Below are 521 nucleotides of genomic sequence, written 5' to 3'. Positions count from 1 at the left end.
TTGTTGCAAACCTACTAAAGCAAGACAACACCCTTTATTCACGCTCCAATAGGTTTTGGAAAGACATTGATATAAAAAATGTAGACTTCGACACCAAAGAACAATTAGCTAAAGAAGTGAACTCTCTTACCTTAGAAGATATGAGCACTCTAGTTCAGAACATTATTGCTGACGAAAACGGGGTGCTTACTGTTGTCGCAAAATCTAATTCTGAAAACTCTCAGGCAAGAGAACCAGAAAAGACAGAAATTAACAGCGCCGAGGGCATGACGAATCTTTCTACTGAACAATGGCAAGGGTTCAGCAAGTTCTAGAAAAAGCTTATTTAGCTTCAGATAGCCCGCGCTATCTGAAGCTCTTTACTAGGCATATGGAATGATAGACTCACCATAGAACCGGAGATCTTCAAGCACCGACTGAGATTTAGAGTCGATATCCGATTGAGATATTGCATGAATGCGATCGAAGAACTCTTTAAAAGTAAGGTACCCGCCATCGGCGCTCATCAATTTGTTTGCACA

Annotated in this window: 1 protein-coding gene; it reads left to right on the top strand. The window is 40.7% G+C overall.

Translation table 11 applies throughout. The features are described 5' to 3' along the window. A partial coding sequence (locus tag A3729_RS32750; protein WP_197475756.1) for a hypothetical protein occupies nt 1–314 on the top strand: 314 nt, incomplete at its 5' end. Nucleotides 315–521: the final 207 nt, after the last annotated feature.

The organism is Oleiphilus sp. HI0043 (genome assembly GCF_001634935.1).
This window is presented reverse-complemented; position numbering and strand designations above follow the sequence as displayed.